The organism is Lutibacter sp. HS1-25, assembly GCF_004121075.1.
GTDB lineage: Bacteria > Bacteroidota > Bacteroidia > Flavobacteriales > Flavobacteriaceae > Lutibacter.
On the sequence record NZ_RHLN01000010.1, the window covers coordinates 20083 to 38843 of the forward strand.

At 32.8% G+C, this 18761-nt stretch carries 8 protein-coding genes; all 8 read left to right on the plus strand.

Annotation, left to right across the window (positions count from 1 at the left end; translation table 11 throughout):
- Positions 1 to 12 precede the first annotated feature (12 nt).
- The 8 genes from EC396_RS05465 to EC396_RS05500 all read left to right on the plus strand — a co-directional run bounded on the left by EC396_RS05465 (position 13) and on the right by EC396_RS05500 (position 18646).
- Complete coding sequence (locus tag EC396_RS05465; RefSeq protein ID WP_129365696.1) at positions 13 to 1662, plus strand: hypothetical protein; 1650 nt, start codon at positions 13 to 15, stop codon at positions 1660 to 1662.
- A gap of 542 nt (positions 1663 to 2204) precedes the next feature.
- Positions 2205 to 5348, plus strand: coding sequence for a TonB-dependent receptor (locus EC396_RS05470; protein ID WP_164975209.1), 3144 nt, complete (start codon positions 2205 to 2207; stop codon positions 5346 to 5348).
- Positions 5349 to 5359: 11 nt separating this feature from the next.
- Entirely contained in the window at positions 5360 to 7228 is a 1869-nt protein-coding gene (locus EC396_RS05475) for a RagB/SusD family nutrient uptake outer membrane protein (RefSeq protein ID WP_129365698.1), read from the plus strand.
- A gap of 46 nt (positions 7229 to 7274) precedes the next feature.
- Positions 7275 to 10319, plus strand: coding sequence for a SusC/RagA family TonB-linked outer membrane protein (locus tag EC396_RS05480; RefSeq protein WP_129365699.1), 3045 nt, complete (start codon positions 7275 to 7277; stop codon positions 10317 to 10319).
- Between the two features lie 26 nt (positions 10320 to 10345).
- The gene (locus tag EC396_RS05485; protein ID WP_129365700.1) at positions 10346 to 12055 is read left to right on the plus strand and encodes a RagB/SusD family nutrient uptake outer membrane protein; all 1710 of its coding nucleotides are present in this window, start codon (positions 10346 to 10348) and stop codon (positions 12053 to 12055) included.
- 45 nt (positions 12056 to 12100) lie between these two features.
- A complete protein-coding gene (locus tag EC396_RS05490; protein WP_129365701.1) occupies positions 12101 to 13150 on the plus strand; it encodes a DUF5627 domain-containing protein in 1050 nt (349 codons plus the stop codon).
- Positions 13151 to 14008: 858 nt separating this feature from the next.
- Entirely contained in the window at positions 14009 to 17050 is a 3042-nt protein-coding gene (locus EC396_RS05495; protein ID WP_240665643.1) for a TonB-dependent receptor, read from the plus strand.
- A gap of 12 nt (positions 17051 to 17062) precedes the next feature.
- The gene (locus EC396_RS05500) at positions 17063 to 18646 is read left to right on the plus strand and encodes a RagB/SusD family nutrient uptake outer membrane protein (RefSeq protein WP_129365702.1); all 1584 of its coding nucleotides are present in this window, start codon (positions 17063 to 17065) and stop codon (positions 18644 to 18646) included.
- The last annotated feature ends 115 nt before the right edge of the window (positions 18647 to 18761 follow it).

Genomic DNA, 18761 nt, shown 5'->3' on the forward strand with positions numbered 1-18761 from the left:
ATATATATTTTTATGAGTAAAAGCAAAATAAGCAAAGTCATAATTTCAATGGTTGTACTTTTAGTATTTCTAGCGTGTTCTGATGATACTGTAGAAGATATTATTGATGAGCCTATTGTGGAAGTGCCAGAAACTCCAGAAATAATTGATCCTAACAAAATTGTAGCTATCAATACAGGTTCGGTAGTAGGTCAAATGTATAACTTTTGGTCAACTAGACCTATGATTAATCAAACACGATTTTCGAGTACTGGCTTTACAAATAGTTTAGGTATTATAAAGCCTTATGTAAAAAGTTATAATTTAGTGAGAGTCTTAGGTGGTAGAACCGATGATTTAAATAATTTTTACAAAGGTGTAGATGCATCTGGAAATATAATCACTGATTTTAGTGGATTAATTGGTGATATGCGTGGCTTTATGCAAACGGGTTTTAAACCTAGAATTGTATTGGATAATGTGCCTTGGGATATGAGTGGAGAAAGGATAGTTGATACCTACGGAAATTCAAAACCCCCTTTAGATTATGGTATTTGGAGGCAGTATATAAATGCCTTTTTAAAAGCTCTTATTAATGAATTTGGTATGAACGAAGTTAAAACTTGGCGTTTTAGAGTTGCTACTGAACCAAATTATACACCTAGTCATTGGCGAGGAACTAGAGATGAATATTTTAAACATTATGATATTACTGTAGATGAAGTTTTAAAAGTAATTCCTGATGCTATTGTTGGACCAGGAAACTTACTTACAGAAGGTGTGGCTACTTGGCGCACTGAAATTATCGATCACTGTGCTACAGGTACAAACTTTGCAACTGGTGAAATTGGAACAAGAATGAATTTTTTCTGTCTTTCTTACTATGAAAAAATTGATCAAAATACCGTGAATTTTCAAGAAACAGTAGAGCCTTATAGAGCTAAATTAAATAGTTATGCTCAATTTCGTGATATTCCTTTTGATATTCAAGAGTTTGGAATTTTAAGAGATGAAAATAAAAAAAGAGGTTTGAGCTTAAGTGATGCAACTGAGTTTGGTGCAAGTTGGTATGCTGCAATTGCCGACATGGCATATGAATATAATGTAGCTGAAATTTATGATTGGGGTCAAGAATCTACAGACGATTTAGCTACTGGTCGAAGAAATGTCACATCTATGTTCTTAAAAATGGAAGGAGGAAACAGACTTCAAACTGTAGACAATCTTAATGGGTTTTCAGGGGTTATTCCAGTTACTAAAAACGGTAAGATTTACTTATTGGTTTATAACCACAATACCACAAGAAATAGTACTTCAAGTAAAACTATTTATCCTAAAATTGAAGGGGGTCTTATAACTGCTACAACTAAATGGAAAATGAATGAATGGACTGTTGATGAAAATAATGGTATTTTTATGCACGAATTGTATAAAGATGTAAGAGCGGCAGGAGTTGCAAACAAAACAACCAGTAGTGCGCGTATTTATGGAAATAGACCTGATGATTATTTTGAAGATGGATGGAAAGCTGTGTTTGATGCCAACAAATCTAAATATGAGAAGTTAGCAGAGTTGCCTCAAACAATTAAAGATGCTGCAGTTGAAGCCAAAGATGGTAATATTACCATTAAAGTAGATTTAGAACCACATAGTGTTAAATTAATAGAGTTAATTCCGCAGTAAACAAATTAATACGATCTGTATTTTTACTAATTTACTATTAAAGTGGATTAAAATAATTACCTAATTGGCAATTGTTTTAATCCATTTTTTTTTGAAATAAAAATCAATATTTCATATAAGCTTTGTAATAAATAGGCATAGCTATATGTATGGAAAGTAGTGCTTATTTTATCAAATAATAGAGTACCTAGTTAGTTTTATTGTTTGAGGGCCTTTTCTTTTTATCGTAAAGTGTCATAATATATATTTTTTTATTGATCTAAATTCCTTTATTTTTTTCTCTATTGAAGTTGTGCTTAAAGTAGGGTGTTAACTTACAGTTTATCAGTCTTTTGAGTTTTGGTTTTATTGCTGTTTTTATTGTGAAATAGGTTGTAAATTAAGTTTAACAGATAGTACAGGATACTTTCTTTTAACGTATTTTATAATATTGTTAACATATTATTATGATTTGGCTTAATTGTGTCAAAGCGTAATAATTAAAATTAACTTAAACTAATATGATTAATTAAAACTAATTTATGTTAAACTTTAAACTAAATATGAAACAAAAATTAAAAAAACAATTTCCTGTTTCCAGATTAGCGCTAATGTTGGCAATGGTGTTGTCCAGTTTTGCCGCAATTAATTTAGAGGCCCAAAACAAGATTTCGGGCGTTGTAAAAGATGCTGGTGGAATGCCACTACCAGGTGTAAGTGTGGTACAAAAAGGAACTAGCAGAGGGGCGTCAACAGATTTTGACGGTAACTATGTTATAGAGTTAACTTCAGGTGAAAAAACTTTGGTGTTTTCTTATCTGGGTTTTAAAACAGCTCAAATTGCAGTTGGCGGTAAAACAACCGTTAATGTAACTTTAGAAGGTGATGTAGAAAGTTTACAAGAGGTAGTACTAGTTGGTTATGGTACTCAAAAGAAAGAGAGTGTCGTGGGTGCTATTACTCAAGTAAAGGGTGATGACTTACAGGCAGTAAACGGTGGTATTACCAATGTAGAGGAGGCTTTACAAGGTAATTTACCGGGTGTTGTTGCTATTAATGGTAGTGGTGTTCCGGGTAGAAATGATATGCAAATTTTCATTCGTGGTCAGGCTTCTTGGAATGGTTCTGGTCAGCCTTTGATACTTGTAGATGGTGCGCCAAGATCTATTGATAATATTGATTTTAATGATATTGAAAATCTTTCAGTTCTTAAAGATGCTTCTGCGACAGCAGTTTTTGGTGTTCAGGGTGCTAATGGTGTAATCTTAATAACTACCAAGCGTGGTCAAAAAGGTAAGGCACAATTGTCTTTACAGGCTAATACTACTACTAAATTTGTTTCTAAGTTGCCAGAAAAGTTAGGTGTTTTTGATGCAATTATGGAGGCAAATTCTTCTATTATGCGAGAGCTTCCATATAATGAAAGTTCTTGGAATAAAATTCGTCCTATAGCTATTGCTGATAGATACCTTAATCCTGCGAATGAGGCAGAGAGTTTAATATATCCTAATGTAGACTGGAAAGATGTTCTTTTAAAAGATTTTGCTCAAGATTACCGTGTTAATTTATCTGTTCGTGGAGGAGGAAATAGTGCTAGGTATTTTGGAAGTTTAGCATATCAAAAAGTTTCTGATATTTTCGATGGTGATAGTTTTGACAATGGAAAAGGATATGATAGTGGTTTTGGATATGATAGATTTAGCTTTCGTAGTAATATTGATTTCGATATCACTAAAACTACAGAGTTTTCTGTAAATCTTGGTGGATTTTATGGAATTCAAAAAAACCCTGGTAACTTAAATTTGGTAACCAATGCTATTTATGAACTAGCGCCTAATGCTTATACACCTGTTTTTCCTGATGGTGCATTTGGTAGAGATGATGCTGATATTTTTGCAAATACAAACCCTCTTGTTACTTTAACAAATACTGGGTATACTAGTACCAATACCTTTAATATAAATACTGATTTTGTTTTAAAGCAAAAATTAGACGTTATTACAGATGGCTTATCATTTCAAGCACGTTTTTCTTTAGATAATATATCTGAAAGTAGACAGCGTTTATTAGATCCAGGTGCTGATGGTCAAGAAAATGTTAGATATCGTATATATAATGATTTATTTGAGGAGCGAATTGAGTCTCCAAATGGTGTAAATGATTTTGGTTTTGTGCCATTCGCGTGGACACTTGAGCCTACAAATATTCAAGATAATACTATTGGTCGTCGTATATTATATGACTTTTCATTTAATTATGATAGAGTGTTTGGTAAAAAGCATTCGGTTACAGCATTGGCATTGCTAAGACGTAACGAGAGCGGTACAGGTAATGGTTTTCTTAGATACCGTGAAGATTGGGTTGGAAGGGTTACTTACGATTATGATAAGAGATATTTCTTGGACTTAAGTGGTGCTTACAACGGATCAGAAAAATACGGTCCAGGTTACCGTTTTGATCTTTTCCCTTCTTTGGCAGCAGGTTGGACAGTATCTAACGAGGCTTTCATGAGTGAGGTTGATTGGATTAATAAATTAAAATTCAGAGGTTCTTATGGTTTAATTGGTGATGACAGTGGAGGACTGAGATTCGAATATCAAAAAACTTGGAATATTGGTGGGGGTGCTTATATAAACCCTAATGGTTCAAATACCACTTCTCCATATGTGTTTTACTCTGAGGCAAATGTTGGTAATCCTGATCTTCGATGGGAAACAGCTGTAAAGTATAATATTGGTGCAGAATTAGGCTTTCTAAATAACCAAATTACTGCAGAGTTAGACTATTTTGGGGAAAATCGTAGCGATGTTTTAATACCAAGTGATCAAAGAGCAGTGCCTGAGTGGTTTGGTGCAAGTCCTCCTTCCTTTAATAGAGGTGAGGTTGAAGTGCGTGGATTTGAAGTTGTAGTAGGTGCCAATCATACGTTTGCAAACGGAATAAATGTTTTTGGTAATTTTAATTTTACCCAAGCTAAAGATTTGATAATTGATAGAGAAGATCCAGAGTTTCGTCCGTTTTACCAAAAAGCAGCAGGTTACCCAATTGGTCAACCAAGATCTGCTATTCCTGCTGGGATTTTAGGTAGTTTAGACGATTTGTATAGTTCAACACCAAGAGTTGATGGACAAGGATTTATACGTACAGGATATTATAATTTAGTTGATTATGATGGAGATGGAACTTATAATGGTGCTTTTGATAATATACCATATGGTTACCCTACACGTCCACAAAGAACTTGGGCTGCTACACTAGGAGCTAAATATAAAGAATGGAAGCTATCTGTTCAGTTCTATGGTACTCAAAATTCAACTAGAAATTATAGCAGTAGAACTTTTTCAAATCAAATAGATACGTTTTTTGAACATGAGTTAGGATATTGGACTAAAAATAACCCAACTGGAGTAAGAACTCAACCAACCTTTGCATTTAACCAAGGAGCTAGCGATCCAAGACAAAACTTGTTTGATGGGTCTTTAACAAGATTAAGATCTATAGCTTTAAGCTATAGTATTCCTCAAGCCACATGCGATAAAATTGGTTTTGAAGGGATAAGTGTTTTTGCTAATGGTAATAACTTATTTTTATGGACAGATTTACCAGATGATAGGGAGTTTAACAGTAGTCAAACACAAGATTCTTCTTATAGAGGAGATTATCCTACTATGGCGCGTGTTAATTTTGGTTTTAATTTAAATTTTTAAAATAAAAAATCATGAAAAATTTTAAAACAACAATATTATTATTTATGGGTTTACTTTTATCGTATTCCTGTGAAGATTATTTAGATATAGCTCCGGAAGCGGAACTTGACATTACAGATGTATTTGCTACTTTCCAATCTTCTCAAGGTTTTGTGGAAGAAATGTATAATTTAGTAGTTGAATATGGTACTTCTGGTCATTCATTTCAGGATTATATTTTTGGAGATGATACATTTAGAAGCGCTCAATTCAGTGAAGCTGTAGATAGAGGTCAATTGAACAATTGGGTGAGTCAAAAATATGCTTATCTTGGTAAGGATACACACGTAGGTCAAGATGGGAACACAAGTGATGATGAGGCTAGGAAAAGACCAAGAATATGGAGAGGTAGTATGATAGGTATTCGTAAGGCTAACTTAGTGATTGCCAATGAAGATTTAATGAAAGGTTTAACCCAAGATGAAAAAAATGTTATATTGGGGCAAGCTTACTTTTTTAGAGCTTTCTTTCACAATGAGATTATGAAATTTTGGGGACGTTTCCCACATATAAAAGAAGTATATGACGGAGCTATTACCACACCTCGTCCAGAAACTTACAAAGAGGTTGCTTTGTCAATTAACGAAGATTACAAAAAAGCCATTGAATTATTACCTGTGAATTGGGATTATGAAAGTTATGGTCAAAGAACATTAGGTAACAATGCTGGTAGAGTAACTAAAGGTGCAGCTTATGCTTTTCAAGGTAAAAACCTACTTTTTGCAGCTAGTCCATTAATGCATTTTAACAATCAAGCAGGAATCAATACTTACACCTACGATACAGAACTTGCTGCCATGGCTGCTGATGCCTTTGCTGAAGTGCTTAAACTAGAGCAAGCTGGTGAATATTCGTTGGCAAAAAACATGGAAGATTATAAAAAGGTACTTTGGGAAACACCAGCAAATACTTGGCCTGGTTTAGTTCCTGAAGCTCATGAATTAATTTTTGCTGGTTCAGGAGGCTCACATATTGGTTCTACAATTGCTTTTATGGCAAATGGTATTCCAAGATCAATTGGTCAATCTTCATCAGGTAATGATAGCGCAACTCATAATTTTATTTACAATAATTTTGGAATGGCCAATGGACTATCTATTGAAGATGATTTAAAAACAGCTTCGCCATTGTACAATCCTAACAGACCATTTGATAACCGTGATCCTCGCTTTTACGCATGGGTTTTTGCTGATAGAGATGTTATTTCAAATAGAGGAGGAGTACCTGCTGCAAATAAAACAGCGCAGTTGTATGATGATGGTCAAGGGAATACTGGTTCGCACCGTGGTGCAAACAATGTTTCACGTACAGGGTATATGTATAAGAAGTTTTATCCAGAGATTGATGGTCAATATCATGTACAAAGTGGAAACAATATTATTAGAAGATTTACAGGAATGCGAATTCACATGAGGTTAACAGACGTTTACTTAATGTATGCAGAAGCACTTCATGTTGCTAAAGGAGCAACTGCAGGATCAAGTTCATTTGCATTAACTGCAGAACAAGCAATCAATATATTAAGAGATAGAGCAGGTGTACCTCATGTAAATGCTAACATTGTTGCAGATAACAATAAATTCTTGGACGAATTAAGACGTGAAAGAGCTGTGGAGTTATCTTACGAGGGTCACAGATGGATGGATATACGCCGTTGGGGTGTTGCCCATGAGGATAAATACAGATTGAAAACAGGATTGTATTTTGATAAAGATTGGACTTTCTTTAATGAATTTCTACTTGTAGAAAGAGTTTGCGAGTATCCAAAACATTATTGGTTACCATTTGAAGCAAATCAAACACAGTTTTATGAAGGTTTCCCTCAAAACCCAGGTTGGTAAAACTTGAAAAATTTGTTTTAATTAATACTAAAAACTATAGAAAAAAATGAAGATAAATAAATTATATAGGTTATACATCCTCGTATGCTTCACCATATTATGTTTTAGTGGTGTGGTGTCAGCACAGTCTAAAGGCGCAGAGGTGTCAGGAACCGTAATCGATCAACAAGGAAACCCATTAAGTGAGGTTAATATTTATGGCCCACTAGGTTCTCGCGCATCTACAAATGCCAAAGGACTTTTTAACATTAAATTGTCTAATGATGAATCAATAGTTGTAGAAAAGAAGGGCTACGAGTCACAACTTATTAGCTTGTCAGCTATTTCTGGTACTATTACGTTAGTGAAGTCAGATTTCTTGGCTTCAGAAGATGACGTAATTGAAATGGGTGTTAAAACAAAAAAAAGACGTGATATTGTAGGTTCAGTGTCTTCAATTAATACAGAAGACCGTGTAACTTATGATAACACACAGTATGTTAGAGACTATATTACTGGTTTAACTTTAGGGGTTAGCGGCTCATCTAATATTAGAGGTTTAGGAAATGCATTGTTTGTAATTGATGGTGTTTTTGGACGTGACCCAAATCTTTTAAATATGGAGGAGGTTGAACAAATAACTGTACTTAAAGATGCTAATGCCGTGGCTTTATATGGTAGTCAAGGTAGAAATGGAGTAATTATCATAAATACAAAACGTGGTAAAATAAATAAAAAAGAGGTAAATGTAAATGTACGCTCTGGTTTTGGAGTACCTTTGGCTTTACCAAAATATTTGGATGCTGCTACTTTTATGGAATTTCGTAATGAGGCTTTTGTTAATGATGGTTTAGACCTGAATGTAGTAGGTTTTTCTCAAGAACAAATTCAAAATACAAGAAGTGGTTTATATCCTATCGAATATCCAGATGTAGATATTTATGAGCTTGTAAAACCATTTGTAAATACAAATAATATTATTACTGAATTTTCTGGAGGTAATGATAAATCTCAATTTTATGTTAATTTAGGATGGTTAAATACTGGAGATTGGATTAATATTAATGATGATATTAACGCAGGATCTAATCGTTTTAACGTGAGAGGTAATATAGATTTTAAGGTAAACGATTGGATTACTAGTAGTATTGATGGGGTTGCTATTATGAGCAACTCAAAAAGTGCTAGAGCAAACCTATTAAGTGCTGCTCCTACATTTATTCCTTATGATTATGCGCCTTTCCTTCCTTTAAGTTCTATTGATGTTGAAAACAACACAGATCTTAAAACTTTATTAGCTGGAGCTTCTGTTTATGATGGTAATTTATTAGGTACTGCACAACAACTTGGTGTTAATACGCCATTTGCAAGATCTATAGCAGGTGGTTATCAAAATAGGGTATTTCGTGTAACTCAGTTTAATAATGCCATTAATTTTGATCTTTCTAAAATAACAGATGGTTTATCGGCAAAAACTTATTTAAGTTTCGACTTTTACGATGCTTATACAACATCTATATCAAATCAGTATAAAGTTTATGCTCCTACTTGGCAAGATGGTAAAATAGTAGCTTTGCAAGAGTTTGGGCAAGATAGAAGAGATTTATCAGAAAATGTTAGTTCTAATGGATTTGAATTACGAATCGGTGCTTACGCATTGGTGAATTATACCAATACTTTTGCTGAAAATCATTCAATTAATACAACGCTTTTGGGGTATTATAATTCAGAAAAAAGAGATGGTGCAGTTCAAACAGACAAAGATTCTCATGTAGGATTTCAGGTTACTTACGATTTTAAGAAAAAACTATATGTTGATTTCTCTGGTGCTTATGTGCATTCTCTTAAATTACCAGAGGGTAATAGAGGTGGTTTTTCGCCAACAGTTGGATTGGGTTATATTTTAAGTGAAGAGGCATTTTTAAAAGATAGCGATATTGTAAACTACTTGAAGTTAAGAGCTTCTGGAGGAATTGTTAAAACTGATAGAGGTATTGATGGGTATTATTTATATGATGAAAACTATTCTGATGGATCAAATTTTACTTGGGCAGATGGTGTGTACTCTAACAGAAAACAAAACATTTCGCAAGGTACTAATCCTAATATGGGCTTTGAAGAGCGTATAGACTTTAATGTTGGTTTTGAAAGTTACTTAGTGAATTCACTTTGGATAGAAGCTAATTATTTTAGAACAGAACTTGATAAGCAATTGGTGTTTTTAGCCGATCAGTATCCATCTTATTATAATACATTTAGACCTTACAATAATTTTAACGCCAATTTATACACTGGTTTTGAATTAGGTTTAAATTTTAATAAAACAATTAAAGACTTTTCAGTTGGTATTGGTGCAAACGTGTTGTATAGCCAAACAGAAGCTTCAAAGCGTTCTGAAACTAACGAGTTTGATTACCAAAACAGACAAGGATTAGAGTTATCAACTATTTTTGGATTTGAAGACTTAGGTTTTTATTCAGAATCTGATTTTACAACTGATTCTAATGGTGATTTGGTATTAAATCCAGGTTTACCTGAACAAAGTTTTGGTGGTGCAGTTAAGCCAGGAGATCTTAGATATGCTGACCAAAATGGTGATAATATTATAGATCAAAATGATCAAGTTGCTATTGGGCAAAATGCAAGTCCATGGACTTATGGTGTAAATCTTAATCTAAAATACAAAAGCTTTAATTTATTTGTTTTAGGTACTGGGCAAACAGGAGGAAATGGTAATAAGTTAACAGGTTTTGACAATTACTACAGTCCAAATGGAAATGATAAATATTCAGAAGAAGTATTGGGTCGTTGGACACCAGAAACTGCTAATACAGCAACTTTCCCAAGATTATCTTCTGCAGAGAATCAAAATAACTTTAGAACATCATCGTTCTGGTTGTATGATAATAGCTTTTTTAGAATCAATCGTGCACAGTTAACATTTGATTTTGATAAAGATGTTTGTAAAAGTGTTGGGATGAGAGAACTTAGCATGAACTTTTCTGGAACCAATCTTTTTGAAGTAGGTGAAAATAAAGATATCCGTCAGTTAAATATTGGTGGAAATCCTCAGGCTAGAACTTATACTTTTGGTTTAAGAATGTCATTTTAATTAAAATAAAAATATAGATAGATAAAATGAAAAATTTAATAAAATATATAGTAATTATATTGGTTTTTACCGGTATAATTGCCTGTGACCCTATCGATGAAAACCGATTGGACTTCGACTTTATTACTAACGATCCAGCAACTGCAGAAGGTGTATTATTAAATGGCTATTCGCGTTTAATAGATCAGTTTACTTTCATAGAAGCTGCAACAGATGATGCTGTAAATAACCAATTAGCTAATAGTTTTAAGCGTATGGCTCTTGGTGAGTTAAATGCGCAGTTTAACCCAACTTCACGCTGGAATAATTATGAAAGTGTTTTATGGGTAAACAAATTTTTAAAAATTATCAAAACAGGTGATATTGTATGGTCTCCAAACGAAGAGATAAACGAAATGTTTTATCTACGTATGGAAGGTGAGGCTCTTGCATTGAGAGGTTTACACCATTTTTACACTTTACAAGCCCATGCGGGTGTAGGTGCTTCTGGAGAATTATTAGGTGTACCTTACATATCAGATTTTATAGAGTCTGATGGTAATTTTAACACACCTCGTTTATCATTCGAAGCAACAGTACAAGCTATTATGGCAGATTTTGATGCGGCACTTGCTTTGTTACCATCAGATTACGGATTAAGTCAGGGAGAGTTGGATCCATTGTATGAAAATTATGATTTTAATAATTACCAAGTAGTTAATGGCTCTCGATATAATTTACGAATTTCTGGTAAAATTGTAAAAGCACTTAAAGCACGTTTAGCCTTATTTGCTGCAAGTCCATCATTTTTAAATGATCAAGGTTATTACAATATGGCTGCTGCAGATGCAAGTGAATTATTAAATACTATTGGAGGTGTTTCTGGTCTTGCTAGTAATGGACTTGATTATTACAAAAAATACGACGAAAATAATGATGTTGAAATGATTTGGAGAGGTACTATAGGTGGTATAAGTTCAGGAATAGAGAGTCGTATGTTTCCGCCTTCTGTTAATGGATCCGGTGAAATTAATCCAACACAAAATTTTGTGGATGCATTCCCTATGAAAAATGGATTCCCAGCAACAGTAGCTAATGGTTACGATCCTCAAAATCCTTATGCTAATAGAGATCCAAGGTTGGCTGAGTTTGTAGTGTTTAATGGAAGTTCTTTTGGAGGTGGAACAATTAACACAGGTGTTGGAGGTAAAATTGACAGGTTAGATTCTATCCCTGAATTTTCAACCAAAACAGGTTATTACCTTAAAAAGTTATTACGTCCTGATGTAAGATTGAATAATGATGGTTCTACAGTTGGTCAAAGACACTACGATGTTTATTTTAGATATACAGAATTATTTTTGATATTTGCTGAAGCAGCTAATGAAATTGGTGGTCCAGACAATATCATAAATGGAATGAGTGCTCGTGATGTTATTGCAGCAATACGTAAAAGAGCTGGAATAACACAGCCTGATGCTTATTTAGCATCTATTAACTCTAAAGAAGCTATGCGTCAACTTATTAGAAATGAACGTCGTTTAGAATTGAGTTTTGAAGGTCATAGATTTTGGGATCTTAGAAGATGGGGATTGTCTTTAAATGAAACTGCAAAAGGTTACTTTTACGATGGTAATAACTATGTAGAACTACCTTCTGTTGAAGCAAGAAATTATCAAGCATTTGCTACCTATATGCCAATACCTAATGATGAAGTTTTGAAGTTTCCTGAGATAGAACAAAATTCAGGATGGTAAAAGCATAATTTTAAAGATATTTAAAGAAATTAAAAGAAATTTAACATGAAAATAAAATTAATTGTAATAATAGCCTTAGTCTTTAGTCTAATGGCTTGTGAAAATCAAGAAATTGAACAGGAAAATTTTGGTTCAACTTCTGTCTTTTTCCCTTATCAAAGACCTGCTAGAACTTTAGTTTTAGGTAAATATGATTTGGGTTTTAATGATAATGACAACAACGGCCGTTTTGAAATAGGTGTTGTAATGTCTGGAGTTTTTGAAAATAATAAAGACCGAAAAGTGTTTTTTGAAGTTGCTCCAGATTTAATAGATGCAAATATTTTAGGTGTAGATTCTGTAAATGTACAAATTTTACCTGCCTCTTATTATACTATTGAACAACAAAGCCCTGTTACAATTCCGGCAGGATCTATAAATGGTCGTATTCCTATTCAACTTAACGATGCTTTTTTTGATGATCCACTTTCTTTTGCTGAAAAAAACAAAACACATTATGTAATTCCTTTAAGAATTACTATGATTGAGGCTTTAGATTCTTTATTAACGGGAGTGCCTATTATAGATAATGCACATAAAATAGTAGATGCCGATTGGAGTACTTTACCTAAAGATTATACGCTTTTTGGTATTAAATTTATGAACAAGTATCAAGGTAAATATTTACGTCGTGGTGAAGATGTTATGACAAATGCTTTGGGAGAAGTAACTACTTCAACATATAGATCAGAATTTGTTGAAAAAGATGAAGTAATTGATTTATTAACGAGTGGTAGATTAAAAGTTGGATATGTTAATCGTGTAAGAAGAGGGGATCTTGATAGTCCTGGAGATGTGAATATTGAATTGTCTTTTAATACTAATGAGACATGTGCAATCTCTGGTCAAGGAGACGATCCTTACAATGTATCTGGTTCAGGAACATTTGTTGAAAATGGTGATGAATGGGGTGGTGAAAAGCGGGATGTGATATATTTAGATTATGAATATACAGATGCAGTTAATAACGAAACGCATAAGGTAAAAGACACTTTAGTGATTAGAAACAGAGACGTTATATTTGAAGAATTCGCAATTGAATTAATAGAAAAATAATTTTACTGATATCACAGTAGTATCACATAATTAGGTTTTAAAAATAGCGAAGCATATGCCTTCGCTATTTTTTTTATACAATATTTTTTTTCATCTTAATCAAAATAATGCTTGGTAAGACTTAATTTAAATACTTAGGATAACTTCAAATAATGGCTGTTTTTGATGCTGTCTAACCTACATATAAAGTATTATCAATGTTGTTTCAAACAATTAAAGGTGTTATTGTTGAGGCAACCAATGTAAATATCACGTCAACAGTAGATTTAGCACTAAATAATATTAAATTAACAGCATTAATTCGGCAGTAAATGATCTAAAAAATCATTTTTTTTTCTAATTTACTGTTATAATGGATTAAAATAATTACTTAATTGCAATTGTTTTAATCCATTTTTTTTTGAATATAAGAAAGAATTCTTGTGTAGAAGGAGTAATGTATTTTGACGATTTTTTAGCAATTTAAATAGTGGTTTAATTAGTCTTTTTTTGATCATTAAAAGAGAATTCACTCCTAGTTTAAAAAACGAAAATATTAAATTCTAAATTATTGTTTAATAATATTATATTCAGTTGGTTATGTAATGTCTTGTTAAAAGAAGTGATATTTGTAGTTTATTAAATTTCAGGATGCTGAAATTGTGTAAAATTATTTGTTTAACTTGTTTTGTAAGTTTAAAATTTATCACTTTTTGTCTTAATAAATATGTGCTAAATTACCATTTCTCATGAAGTGTTTTCTTTATTTTTATTCTTGTTGTATTTGTTATATTCTCAATATTTGCAGGATAGTGCAGGGTAGTTTTCAAAATATTAATATATAGTTTAACAATATATTAACTAATAAACTATTTTACTATGAATTTAAAACCAACATTAAGTGTTTTTCTAAGTTTTAGAAAAACTTGGATGTGTGTTATTTTGATCTTGTCTTTTGTGGCAATATCAAATGCTCAAACTGTTTCGGGAACAGTAACGGCAGATGGTCAACCCCTTTCTGGAGCAACAGTTCTTATTAAGGGAACCTCAAATGGTACAACTACCGATTTTGACGGTAATTTTACAATTGGAGCAAATGCTCAAAGTACGCTTGTTGTATCATACATTGGGTATGGTACAAAACAAATTTTGGTAGGCAATCAAACAAAATTTGAGATTGTGCTAGCAACAGACAATACTTTAGATGAAGTTGTTGTTATAGGGTATGGTACGCAACGTAAATCAGATTTAACAGGATCTGTTTCTTCTGTAAGTTCTGAAGATATAACAGCAGCACCTAATTCTAGGGTAGATCAAGCCTTGCAGGGTAGGGCAGCTGGTGTGCAGGTAACGCAAGTTAGTGGTGCGCCTGGTGCTGGTACAGTAATTAGGGTAAGAGGTGGAAATTCTATTACAGGTAGTAATGAACCACTTTGGGTTATTGATGGTATTGTTGTTGGTACTAATTTTAACTTAAACAACATCAACTCTAGTGATATTAAGTCTATAGAAATTTTAAAAGATGCATCGTCTATCGCTATTTATGGTTCAAGAGGTGCTAATGGTGTAGTTTTGGTTACTACCAAAAATGGTGCGCGTGTAGGTGGTGGAAAACCTGAGATAAGCGTTAATCTTTATGCAAGTACGCAACTTGTGCCAAAACAACCAGAAATGCTTTCTCAAGCTGAACAAATTGATTTTACAAACGAAAGTGCAAGATTTAGAGGTGCTGCAGAGCCATTTCCTGATGATCCATCTACTTATCCAGACAATGATTGGTATGATTTGTTAATGGATCCGGCTGCAATTTACAATGCAGATATATCTGTTGCTGGGTCATCAGACAATGTTAATTATTACAACTCTTTAAACTATTTTAAACAAGATGGTATTATCATTAGCTCTGGTATTGAAAAATATATTTTTAGATCTAACTTAGATTTAAAGTTAAGTGAAAAAGTAAAAGCAGGGTTTAGAATAAATTATTCTAGAATAGAACAAGATAACGGAGTTGTTGGTTTTGGTAATATCTTTTCTACACTACCTACACAACCTATCTATAATGAAGATGGTACATTTAATGGTTTTGATGATGTTGTTGGAGCTCCTTGGTCAAATCCTATAGCAAATGCACAGTTAAATACCAATGAGACATTTACCAATAATTTTCTTGGAACTTTGTATTTAGAATACAGTCCTATTGAAAATTTAATAATTAAAACAACTTTTAGTCCTGAATTTAACAATACAAAACAAAATAGATTTACGTCTAGCCAAAGTCCGGATTTGTTAGTGGTAGATGATTTAGGTCGTGCAAGTGTAAGAACATTGGCAAGTACAGGTTGGAACAATGAAAATACAGTACAATATCAATTTGAAATTAATAAAGATCATAATTTTACAGCACTTGCTGGTGCTTCATTTCAAAAAGTATATACTGAAATTGCTGAATCAGAAGCGTTTGGTATTACCAGTGACGCTACAGGTTTTAATAATTTAGGTTTTTCAGATCCAACTAGATCAGTGGTTAGTAGCGATTATAGCGGATTTCAAATTGCATCGTTTTTTGGAAGAATAAATTATACCTATAAAGACAAATACCTTTTAACTTTAGTAGGTAGATCAGATGGTAGTTCTGTTTTTGCACCAGGAAATAAATATGAGTTTTATCCTTCAATAGCTGGAGCTTGGAAAATTACAGAAGAATCATTTATGCAAAATCAAAGCACTTTTAAAGATTTAAAATTAAGAGCTAGTTATGGTAAATCTGGAAATCAGGCAATAGATCCTTATAGAACTTTAGGTATTTTAACTGAAGCAAACACATCTCTTAATGGCTTGGAAGTGCCAGGTTTAACCCTAGGAAGACCAGCAAATCCAAATTTGAAATGGGAAACTACCAATTCATTCGATTTAGCATTAGAAGCATCAATGTTTAATGGTAGACTTTTTGCCGAAATAAACTATTACTATAAAAAAACAAATGATTTGTTGTTAGATGTTACTATTCCAAGACAAACAGGTTTTACAAGTCAATTACAAAATGTTGGATCTTTAGAAAATAAAGGATGGGAATTTCTTGTAAATTCAACCAATATTACCAATGAAAATTTCAATTGGAAAACAACATTAACCTTATCTGCTAATAAAAATAAAATTTTAGATCTTGGTGGTGTAGATTTTATTGATGTTACTGTTGATGAAATTTTAGGTTCTGGAAATACACGTCTAATTGTAGGTGAGTCTGTCCCTGTATTTACAGGTGTTAGATTTTTAGGTACTTGGAAAAGTCAAGAAGAAATTGATGCTTCAGGTTTAACTTCACCTCAAGTTGTTGGTGGAGCAAGATTTGAAGATTTAAATGAAGACGGTATTATTTCAACCGAAGACAATGTGGTATTAGGTGATCCAACACCAGATTTAATATTTGGAATGGAAAATTCGTTCTCATATAAAAATTGGGATTTTTCATTTTACTTTCAAGGAACTGTTGGAAATGAAGTGTTTAACTTAAGAATGCGTAACCATTATTTTAACCGTGGTGAAACTACAAAATTTGCAGATTTAGCAGATCGTTGGACTCCAGAAAATCCTACATCTAATATTCCAAGAGCAGGAGGAGATTCAGTAACAAATACTCCTAGTAACTCTGAGTATGTTGAGGATGGTTCACATTTACGTCTTAAAACTGCGAGATTGGCATATAATTTTCCTGTTGAAAAATACGGATGGAATGGTGTAAAAAATGCAACGCTATATTTTTCAGGGTCTAACTTATTGTTGTTTTCTAAATTCAGATTAATAGATCCAGAAACAAGTAAATTTGGGAGAAGTGGCTTAGGTAATATCGCACAAGGTTATTCAGATGGAGAGTATCCAACTCCAAGAATTTTAACACTTGGTCTAAACATAACTTTTTAAAAAAACACATACATGAAAACAAAAAATATATTTTTATACGTTTTAATAATTTTCTCATTTTTTAGTTGTGAGAATTTTTTAGAAGAAGATCCAAGAGCGCTTATTGCTCCAGAAACCTTTTATGCTTCAGAAAATGATGCAAGGCAGGCTATGAATGGTGTGTATGCCATTTTAAAAAATAATTCTATTTATGGACAAGTTGGACTTGATCATTTTTATGACAATGGGGCCGATATTATTGAGCCAAACAGATCTGCAAATTTTGTTGAACCTATTGGTAATTATTCAATGAACGAAGCTTTAGCAGATGTTTCTATCCAGAGAATGAGTGTTTCAGATACTTGGAAAGACCTTTATAGAGTTATATACAATGTTAATATAATTATTGAAAGAGTAACAGGTAACGATGCAATAACCGAAGATGCTCAAACAGATATTATTGCCGATGCATTATTTGTACGTGGCTTGTGTTATTGGCATATTACCAACCTTTGGGGTGATGCACCTTACTATACTGATGCACTTACTATTGATGAGATTAAAACTTTAGGTAGAACAGATAAAGAAACTATCATAAGCGGTATTTTAGCAGATTTAAAATTTGCTGAAGATAATTTACAAAATTCTTATACTGGCAATGATAGTGGTAGAGCTTCAAAATGGGCAGCAGCTATAATTACTGCAAAAATTTATATGCAGCAAAAAGAATGGGGACTAGGCTTAAATAAATGTAAAGATATTATGACTTTATCTGGTCTTCAAATATTGCCAACTTATGCTGAAGTTTTTGATCCTTTAAATGAGTATAATGCAGAAATTATTTGGTCTTTAGATTTTGCTAAAGATATTAGAAGTCAGTTTGAAGAAGGTACAGTAAAGGCAGATGGTACATTGGCTAGTGCTTTTGGTAATGGTAACTGGAGACCTAGTATGTTTAACCCTCGTTTAAGAGACGAACCTAAAAAATCTTCAGAAAGAGCTGCTTTAAGTGCTGCTTTAACTGCCAGAGGAGAATCTTTTAATGGCACAGGACTACAAGTTGCTTCAAAAGATTTTGCCGAAAAATTCCCTTTAAATGATTTAAGAAGACCATTAAATGTTTTAGATAATTATTTAGGTTTTGAGCTAAACTACCCTTACATGCCTAAATTTATGAATTTAGCAATTGATACTTCGCCACGTTTTAACCACTCTGATAATAGAATGGTGTTTCGTTTAGCAGATGTCTATTTAATGGCTGCTGAATGTGAAAATGAGTTAAATGGTCCAGCCAATGCATATCAGTATATTGAGCCAATAAGAAAACGTGCTTATGCAACTGAAGCTGAATGGAAATTGTCAGGTCTTACGCAACAACAATTTAGAGAAGCTATTTACGATGAGCGTAAATGGGAATTAGCAGGGGAAGCTCTAAGAAGATATGATTTAATTAGATGGGGAATTTTGTTAGATGTAGTTCAAAATTTAGAATATCGTTTTTGGACACCTAATACAAATATAAAACCATACCATGTTTTATTGCCAATTCCTTTACAAGAACTGGAATTAAACCCTAATTTGTTAGCGTCAGATCCTACAAATAACGGATATAGATAATTTTTTGAGTTAATTATTTTAAGTTTGAAAAAGGTCGGAATAATTTTATTTCGGCCTTTTTTTTATGAAAACCCTTTTTTAAATATTCAATAATATGGCAGAACAGTGCAGGATA

Bases quoted from the DNA above. Each gene is read 5' to 3' on its own strand.
- EC396_RS05465 (WP_129365696.1), top strand. From the start codon at position 13: ATGAGTAAAAGCAAAATAAGCAAAGTCATAATTTCAATGGTTGTACTT.
- EC396_RS05470 (WP_164975209.1), top strand. From the start codon at position 2,205: ATGAAACAAAAATTAAAAAAACAATTTCCTGTTTCCAGATTAGCGCTA.
- EC396_RS05475 (WP_129365698.1), top strand. From the start codon at position 5,360: ATGAAAAATTTTAAAACAACAATATTATTATTTATGGGTTTACTTTTA.
- EC396_RS05480 (WP_129365699.1), top strand. From the start codon at position 7,275: ATGAAGATAAATAAATTATATAGGTTATACATCCTCGTATGCTTCACC.
- EC396_RS05485 (WP_129365700.1), top strand. From the start codon at position 10,346: ATGAAAAATTTAATAAAATATATAGTAATTATATTGGTTTTTACCGGT.
- EC396_RS05490 (WP_129365701.1), top strand. From the start codon at position 12,101: ATGAAAATAAAATTAATTGTAATAATAGCCTTAGTCTTTAGTCTAATG.
- EC396_RS05495 (WP_240665643.1), top strand. From the start codon at position 14,009: ATGAATTTAAAACCAACATTAAGTGTTTTTCTAAGTTTTAGAAAAACT.
- EC396_RS05500 (WP_129365702.1), top strand. From the start codon at position 17,063: ATGAAAACAAAAAATATATTTTTATACGTTTTAATAATTTTCTCATTT.